Source organism: Catenulispora rubra (genome assembly GCF_015356825.1).
Taxonomy (GTDB): Bacteria; Actinomycetota; Actinomycetes; order Streptomycetales; family Catenulisporaceae; genus Catenulispora; species Catenulispora rubra.
Map to the genome: position 1 here is coordinate 44,950 of NZ_JAACYW010000054.1, position 6,335 is coordinate 51,284.

Consider the following 6,335-nt stretch of genomic DNA (forward strand, 5'->3'; position numbering starts at 1 on the left):
ACTATCTGTGAGCACGGAGCCGAGCCGCCCCGAAACAGCGGCCCGGCTCCGTGCGCTCAAGGTGCGCTCAAGGTGCGCCGTATTTACTCGTGTGCGCCGTATTTACCCGCGCTCACTTGCCCTCGGCCACGGTCCCGACCGCGAGCAGCGCCCGGTACGGCAGCCGCATGACACCGTCCCCGTCGGTCATCTCGGCGGCGATCCTCAGGTAGTTCTCGCGGAACGCGGCGCGGACCTCAGGGGTCTGCGCCTGGTAGGTGCGGCCGGACGGCCCGACGCCGGACCCCACCGAGATCCACCACTCCTCCGCCGTCGTCAGCTGCTCCCAGTCGATGACGCTGGTGGTGACGTCCTCCAGACCCACCTCGCGGAACAACCCGGCGAGCCCTTCCTCGGTCCGCGGGTAGTCGTCGGCGAGGACCAGCGGCGGCATCTGCCGCGGGACCCAGCCCTCGGTCTCCGCCCCGGCCCGGGAGAAGACGCTCCGCCCGGCCGAGCGCTCGGCGGGCCACAACGTGAACGCCACGCGGCCGCCGGGCTTGGCGACGTCCCGCAGCGCCCGCATCGCGACCTTCGGCCGCCCGAAGTGGTCGAGCACGAAGTTGCCGACCACGGCGTCGAACGTCGCCGGCTCGAACGGCAGGTCCGGCACGACCGCCAGCACGAACTCCGCCTCCGGCGCCTTCGCGCGCGCCAGGTCGAGCATCGAGGGCTCGGCGTCGACGGCGGTCACGGTCGCGCCGCGGGCGAGGGCGGCCCGGGCGACGGTGCCGGTCCCGGTGCCGACGTCCAGCAGGGCGATGTCGGAGACCACCGCGGCGCCGTCGAGCAGGGCGCGAATCGTGTTCGCGCACAGGGAGGCGTAGACGGCTTCGTAGCCCGCGCCGGAGTCGGCCCACAGCACGCGCTCGGCCTCGTCGAAGGTGGGAGCCGTGGGATCCGTCGGACCAGTCGAAGCGGTCGCAGCCGCCGGGGACGCTGCGGATGTCGGGGATGGTGTCGCGGACGTCGAGGGATCTTCGGGCATGGACACGCCGGTAGCCTAGCGGGATGCGCGCACACCAACGGGTGGCTTCCCGCAACGCCAGGTTCCAGCAATGGCAAACCCTGCTCATGAACCGCCAGAAGCGGCAGCGCGCGGGCCGCTTCCTCGTGCAGGGCGTCCGCCCCCTCACCCTGGCCGCCGAGCAGGGCTGGCGCATCGAGGAACTGCTGGTCGACGACGACCGCCGCCTGTCCCGCTGGGCCGAGGAGTTCATCACGGCCACCGAGGCCGCCGGCGCCGAGGTGATCGCGCTCCCCGCCGACATGCTGGCCGAACTCGGCGAGAAGGACCAGGACGCGGCACCGGAACTGCTGGCCGTCGTGGCCATGCCCCCGGACGACCTGACCCGCGTCGCAAGCCCCGGCGACTTCCCCGCCGACTTCCTCGGCGTCGCCTTCGACCGCCCCACCCAACCGGGCAACCTCGGCACCCTGATCCGCTCCGCGGACGCCTTCGGCGCCGGCGGCGTCATCGTCACCGGCCACGCCGCCGACGTCTACGACCCGCGCACCGTCCGCGCCAGCACCGGCTCCCTGTTCGGCCTGCCGACCGTGCGCGCGGAATCGCACCGCGACGTACTGGACTGGCTCCGCGGAACCGGCGTGACCCTCGTCGGCACCGACGAGGACGGCGACACCGACATCGAGGACTACGACTTCTGCGCACCGACGCTGATCGTCGTCGGCAACGAGACGGTCGGCATGAGCAGCGGCTGGCGCGAGGCATGCGACCGCGTGCTGAGCATCCCCATGCGCGGAACAGCGAGTTCGCTCAACGCAGCCAACGCCGCCACGGTGGTTCTGTACGAAGCGGCGCGGCAGCGGCGGGCGGCGAAGTAGCTACGCGGGGAAGCCGCGGCGGATTTCGGCGAGCAGCGCGGCGACGTACCGGTCCTCGACCTCCTCGATGTCCCCGATGCCCTCGGCATCCTCGACGAAGTCCGCCTCGGAAACGTAGGCCACCACAGCATCCCCGCCACCGAGCAACCGCAGCGCCGCGATGTTCGGGTGCGGGATGTCCGTGCACGCCTCGCCCGGTTCGGCCATGGCGATCGCCTCCGCGATCGCCGCGGCCGTCAGCGGATACGACCTGCTCCCCTTGCGATGTCCCACCACCGTCGCCACGGCCACAGCCGGCAGGTAGCCGCCGCGCACGTTCGCTCGCACCACGGCGCCGTCCGGCGTCAGCAGTCCCCACGCCACCGGCTGCTCCCAGCCGAGGCGTGCCTCCATCGCGGTGCGCGCGGCGTTGAGCGCCTCGATCGTCTCCCAGCGTTCGGTCACGCGGTCAGGCTACCGGCGCGCTGGTCCCGGCCGCCCTACCCCAGGCCGTAGACCCGGGTCGCGGTCCCGCCGAACACCGCCTCGCGCTCCGTCTCCGACAGCTCCGAGGTCAGCTGCATCGTTGTTTCCACAACCTGTGGGTAACCGGCGCCGAGCGTGCTCACCGGCCAGTCGCTGCCGAACATCACGCGGTCCGGGCCGAACGCCTCCAGCACCAGATCCGAGTACGGCCGCAGGTCCGCGATCGTCCAGCGCTCCACATCGGCCTCGGTGACCATGCCCGACAGCTTGCACGTCACGTTCGGCAGCTCTGCCAGGGCCCTGATGTCCGAGGCCCACGGCTCCCGCTCGCCGGCGGCGATCCGCGGCTTGCCCAGGTGGTCCAGGACGAACCGCAGGTCCGGCACGGCCCGCGCGGCCTCGGCGCAGTCCGGGAGCTGGTCCGCGCGCACGATGAGGTCGAAGGCCAGTCCGGCCGAGGCCAGCTGTCGCAGACCCCTGAGTGTGTCGGCCTCGGTCAGCCACGCGCCGTCCGGCAGCTCCTGCACCTGGTGCCGGATGCCGACCAGCCGCCGGCCGCCGGTCCCCGACAGCAGCTCGCTCAGCCGCTCGCCGAAGTTCGGCACGGTGACGTCGGTCCAGCCCACCACCCCGGCGACGAGGTCCGACGTCTCGGCCAGCGCCAGCATCTCCGGCGTCTCGTCGACCGCGTGGATGGTCTGCACCAGGACCGTCGCCGACACCCCGGCGGCCGCGGCCAGCGGCTCCAGGTCGGACAGCAGGAAGCTGCGCCGCAGCGCGGGCAGGTCCGCGGTCCACGCCTGGTCCCGGACGGTCAGATCCCACAGGTGGTGGTGCGCGTCGACGATCCGCATGCTGAGTCAGGCCTCCGAGGGTTCGGGCCGGTCCGGCCGGCGCGCCGCTTCCGGCAGTTCGAAGATCACCGGCAGCGGCTCGTCCCCGCCGGCCAGCGAGAAGTCCCGGAATACCCCGACGCGCGCCTGCCACGCGTGATCCTCGGCCTTGTCCACCATGAAGGCCTGCAACGCTTCCCAGCCCTCACATTCGACGAGGTGGAACAGGTCCACGCCGTTGCGCCAGATCGTCCACGAGCTGCAGCCGCCGGCCCGCAGCAGCTCCGGGATCTCCGGCGGGATGTCGTCGTGAGCTTGTTCGTACCCTGTGACGCCCTCGGGCTTCAGCCGGGTGTGGATGGCGACCCGCACCTGGACCCCCTCCTTCATCGAGATCATCGTCGTCGAGATTCATCGGATCTTTCCCGGAACGGCCGCCGAGTCTAGTACCTGTTTGCGTTCCGGGAAACGACCACGTCCAATGGCTCAGGTGAAGGACCCGACCGCCGTCAAGGACCACGCCGCGCGCCTCGTCCGCTTCCAGCGCATCGAGGTCGACGCCACGCGCCTGGTCCTGTCCGGCGTCGCGCTGGCGCTGCCGGTGACCGTCGGCGCGGCGACCGGCCACCTCGCCGACGGCCTGACCGCGGTCATGGGCGCGCTGCTGGTCAGCGCGGCCGGACACGAGGGCGGGTGGCGGGCGCGCGGCCTCGACCTCGGCGCCACGGCGGCGGTCGGCGCGCTGGTGGTCTGGCTCGGCGCGCTGCTCGGCCGGCACGGGAGCCTGGCCAGCGTCTGGATCGTGGCGGTCGCCGTCGGCGCGGCGCTGGTCGGCGGCATCGGGACGCTCGAAGCACGGATCGCCGCGAACGCGACGGTGTTCACCGTCATCGGCGCGCACCTGGGTACGGGCCCTGAGTCGCCCGGGCACATCCTGTTGTATGTGGCGCTGGGCATGGCGGCCGCCGCCGCACTCACCCTCGGCACGCACGCGCTCGGCCGCCTCCTGTCACCCCTCTGGCGCAGGGAGCTGGAGGGGCCGCCGGGACCGGAGTGGCCGTTCAAGCGCAGCGTGGAGAAATGGCGGACGGGACTGCGGACGTGGCACGGCTGGCAGCACGCGGTCCGCCTGGGCACGGCGATGGCCGTGGCCGAAGTGGTCTCGCAGTTTCGGCCCGGCACGCACACGTACTGGATCGCGCTGACCGTCTCGCTGGTCGTCCTGCGCGACGAAGCAGCGGCGCCGATGCGCGCCCTGGAGCGCGGGCTCGGCACGACGATCGGCGTGCTGGTCGGCGGCGGACTCATCGGCGTGCTCCCGACCTGGGGCATCGTGGCGCTGATCGGCGTCATCGGGGCGGTGCGGCCGTATCTGAAGCTGGCCAACTACACCGCCTACGCGGCCGTGATGACCCCGCTGATCACCATGCTGAACGAGCTCGGCCACGACATCTCCTGGGCCGTGCTGCGGGAACGCGTCCTCGACACGCTGATCGGCTGCGCGATCGGGCTCTGCGTGGGCTACCTGCCGTGGCGGATGTGGGCAAGCAGACAGCGCTGAAAGATAGGGGAACCTAACTGGCGGGGAATACGATCTCCTCATCGTCGGTTGAGAGGTTTGTTCAACTTTCAACTACAGGAGGGTCCCCTCGTGAGCCAGATGCAGTTCGGCGTCTTCACGGTCGGAGACGTGACGCCCGACCCCGCCACGGGCCGCGCGCCGTCCGAGCACGAGCGCATCAAGGCCATGGCCGCCATCGCGGAGCACGCCGAGCAGGCCGGCCTGGACGTGTTCGCCACCGGTGAGCACCACAACCCGCCGTTCGTGCCCTCCTCGCCGACCACGCTGCTCGGCTGGATCGCCGGGCGCACCTCCAAGCTGCTGCTGAGCACCGCGACCACGCTGATCACCACCAACGACCCGGTGAAGATCGCCGAGGACTACGCGATGCTCCAGCACCTGGCCGAGGGCCGCGTGGACCTGATCCTGGGCCGCGGCAACACCGGCCCGGTCTACCCGTGGTTCGGCAAGGACATCCGCGACGGCATCGACCTGGCGCTGGAGAACTACGCGCTGCTGCGGCAGCTGTGGAACGAGGACGTCGTCGACTGGTCCGGCCGCTTCCGCACGCCGCTGCAGGGCTTCACCGCCACGCCCCGGCCGCTGGACGGCGTCGCGCCCTTCGTCTGGCACGGCTCGATCCGCTCCCCCGAGATCGCCGAGCAGGCCGCGTACTATGGGGACGGTTTCTTCCACAACAACATCTTCTGGCCGAAGGAACACACGCAGCGCATGGTCGCGCTGTACCGTCGGCGCTTCGCACACTACGGGCACGGCACAGAGCAGCAGGCGATCGTCGGTTTGGGCGGCCAGGTGTTCATGCGCGAGAACTCGCAGGACGCGGTGCGCGAATTCCGTCCGTACTTCGACAACGCCCCGGTGTACGGCCACGGTCCATCGCTGGAGGAGTTCATGAGGGAGACCCCGCTCACCGTGGGCACGCCGGAGCAGGTGATCGAGCGCACGCTGTCCTTCCGCGACTACGTCGGCGACTACCAGCGCCAGCTGTTCCTGCTGGACCACGCCGGCCTGCCGCTGAAGACGGTGCTGGAGCAGATCGACCTGCTGGGCGAGAAGGTGGTCCCGGTGCTGCGCAAGGAGTTCGCGATCGGCCGGCCGGCCGACGTCCCGGACGCCCCGACGCACGCGGGCCTGGTGGCCCGGACCGCCGGAGGCACCACGGGGACGGCCGAGACGCGGGATGATGAGCGGTCGGCTTTGTTCGACACGAAGGAGGCCATCGCACCGTGAGTGCTTACGAGGCGGCGAACAACGGGTTCGGCGACGAGGACTTCGCGCCCTCGGGCGGCAGCGCCTGGTTCGACGGGCTGCCCGGCGCGCTGCCGAGCGGGCTGCCGAGCGGGCTGCCGATGAACGGGCACGACTTCGGCGCGGTGCCCGGGAGCTTCGGACCGCGGCCGCCGATGGTGCCGGGCTACGGTCCGGCGAACGGCGAGGGTTTCGCGGCTCCGCGCTTCGCAGAACCCGGATACGCAGAACCCGGATACGCGAACGGCAGCGGGCTCACCGACACCGGCACGTACGGCGTCGCCTACGCCGACCCCGGTTTCGGCGACGACCCGGCCTTCACC

Annotated in this window: 7 protein-coding genes and 1 pseudogene; 4 read left to right on the plus strand and 4 right to left on the minus strand. The window is 71.5% G+C overall.

The annotated features are described in order from the left end of the window. Window positions 1-112: 112 nt before the first annotated feature. Entirely contained in the window at window positions 113-1,027 is a 915-nt protein-coding gene (locus tag GWK61_RS17675; protein WP_194909492.1) for a class I SAM-dependent methyltransferase, read from the minus strand. Between the two features lie 23 nt (window positions 1,028-1,050). Between GWK61_RS17675 and GWK61_RS17680 the strand changes: the two genes are divergently transcribed. Beyond that, entirely contained in the window at window positions 1,051-1,884 is an 834-nt protein-coding gene (locus GWK61_RS17680) for a TrmH family RNA methyltransferase (protein WP_194909480.1), read from the plus strand. On the opposite strand, the gene GWK61_RS17685 is transcribed toward GWK61_RS17680, so the two are convergent. From GWK61_RS17685 to GWK61_RS17695, 3 genes are read right to left on the minus strand one after another with little or no spacing between them, the layout of a single operon-like run. Further along, the gene (locus tag GWK61_RS17685; RefSeq protein ID WP_194909481.1) at window positions 1,885-2,328 is read right to left on the minus strand and encodes a hypothetical protein; all 444 of its coding nucleotides are present in this window, start codon (window positions 2,326-2,328) and stop codon (window positions 1,885-1,887) included. Between the two features lie 35 nt (window positions 2,329-2,363). Continuing rightward, entirely contained in the window at window positions 2,364-3,203 is an 840-nt protein-coding gene (locus GWK61_RS17690; protein WP_194909482.1) for an amidohydrolase family protein, read from the minus strand. A 6-nt stretch (window positions 3,204-3,209) separates the two neighbouring features. Next, window positions 3,210-3,572: an L-rhamnose mutarotase gene (locus GWK61_RS17695; protein WP_194909483.1), complete on the minus strand. Its 363-nt coding sequence runs from the start codon at window positions 3,570-3,572 to the stop codon at window positions 3,210-3,212. A 100-nt stretch (window positions 3,573-3,672) separates the two neighbouring features. Here GWK61_RS17695 and GWK61_RS59580 point away from each other — a divergent pair, with 100 nt between their 5' ends. From GWK61_RS59580 to GWK61_RS17710, 3 genes and pseudogenes are all read left to right on the plus strand, one after another. Next, window positions 3,673-4,743, plus strand: coding sequence for an FUSC family protein (locus tag GWK61_RS59580; RefSeq protein WP_194909484.1), 1,071 nt, complete (start codon window positions 3,673-3,675; stop codon window positions 4,741-4,743). Window positions 4,744-4,842: 99 nt separating this feature from the next. Further along, entirely contained in the window at window positions 4,843-5,994 is a 1,152-nt protein-coding gene (locus tag GWK61_RS17705) for an LLM class flavin-dependent oxidoreductase (RefSeq protein ID WP_228562491.1), read from the plus strand. Beyond that, window positions 5,991-6,335 (plus strand): annotated as a pseudogene (locus GWK61_RS17710) (hypothetical protein); the annotation flags it as partial. The gene GWK61_RS17705 and the pseudogene GWK61_RS17710, both read left to right, overlap by 4 nt.

Bases quoted from the DNA above. Each gene is read 5' to 3' on its own strand.
- GWK61_RS17675 (WP_194909492.1), bottom strand. From the start codon at position 1,027: ATGCCCGAAGATCCCTCGACGTCCGCGACACCATCCCCGACATCCGCA.
- GWK61_RS17680 (WP_194909480.1), top strand. From the start codon at position 1,051: ATGCGCGCACACCAACGGGTGGCTTCCCGCAACGCCAGGTTCCAGCAA.
- GWK61_RS17690 (WP_194909482.1), bottom strand. From the start codon at position 3,203: ATGCGGATCGTCGACGCGCACCACCACCTGTGGGATCTGACCGTCCGG.
- GWK61_RS17695 (WP_194909483.1), bottom strand. From the start codon at position 3,572: ATGAAGGAGGGGGTCCAGGTGCGGGTCGCCATCCACACCCGGCTGAAG.
- GWK61_RS17705 (WP_228562491.1), top strand. From the start codon at position 4,843: ATGCAGTTCGGCGTCTTCACGGTCGGAGACGTGACGCCCGACCCCGCC.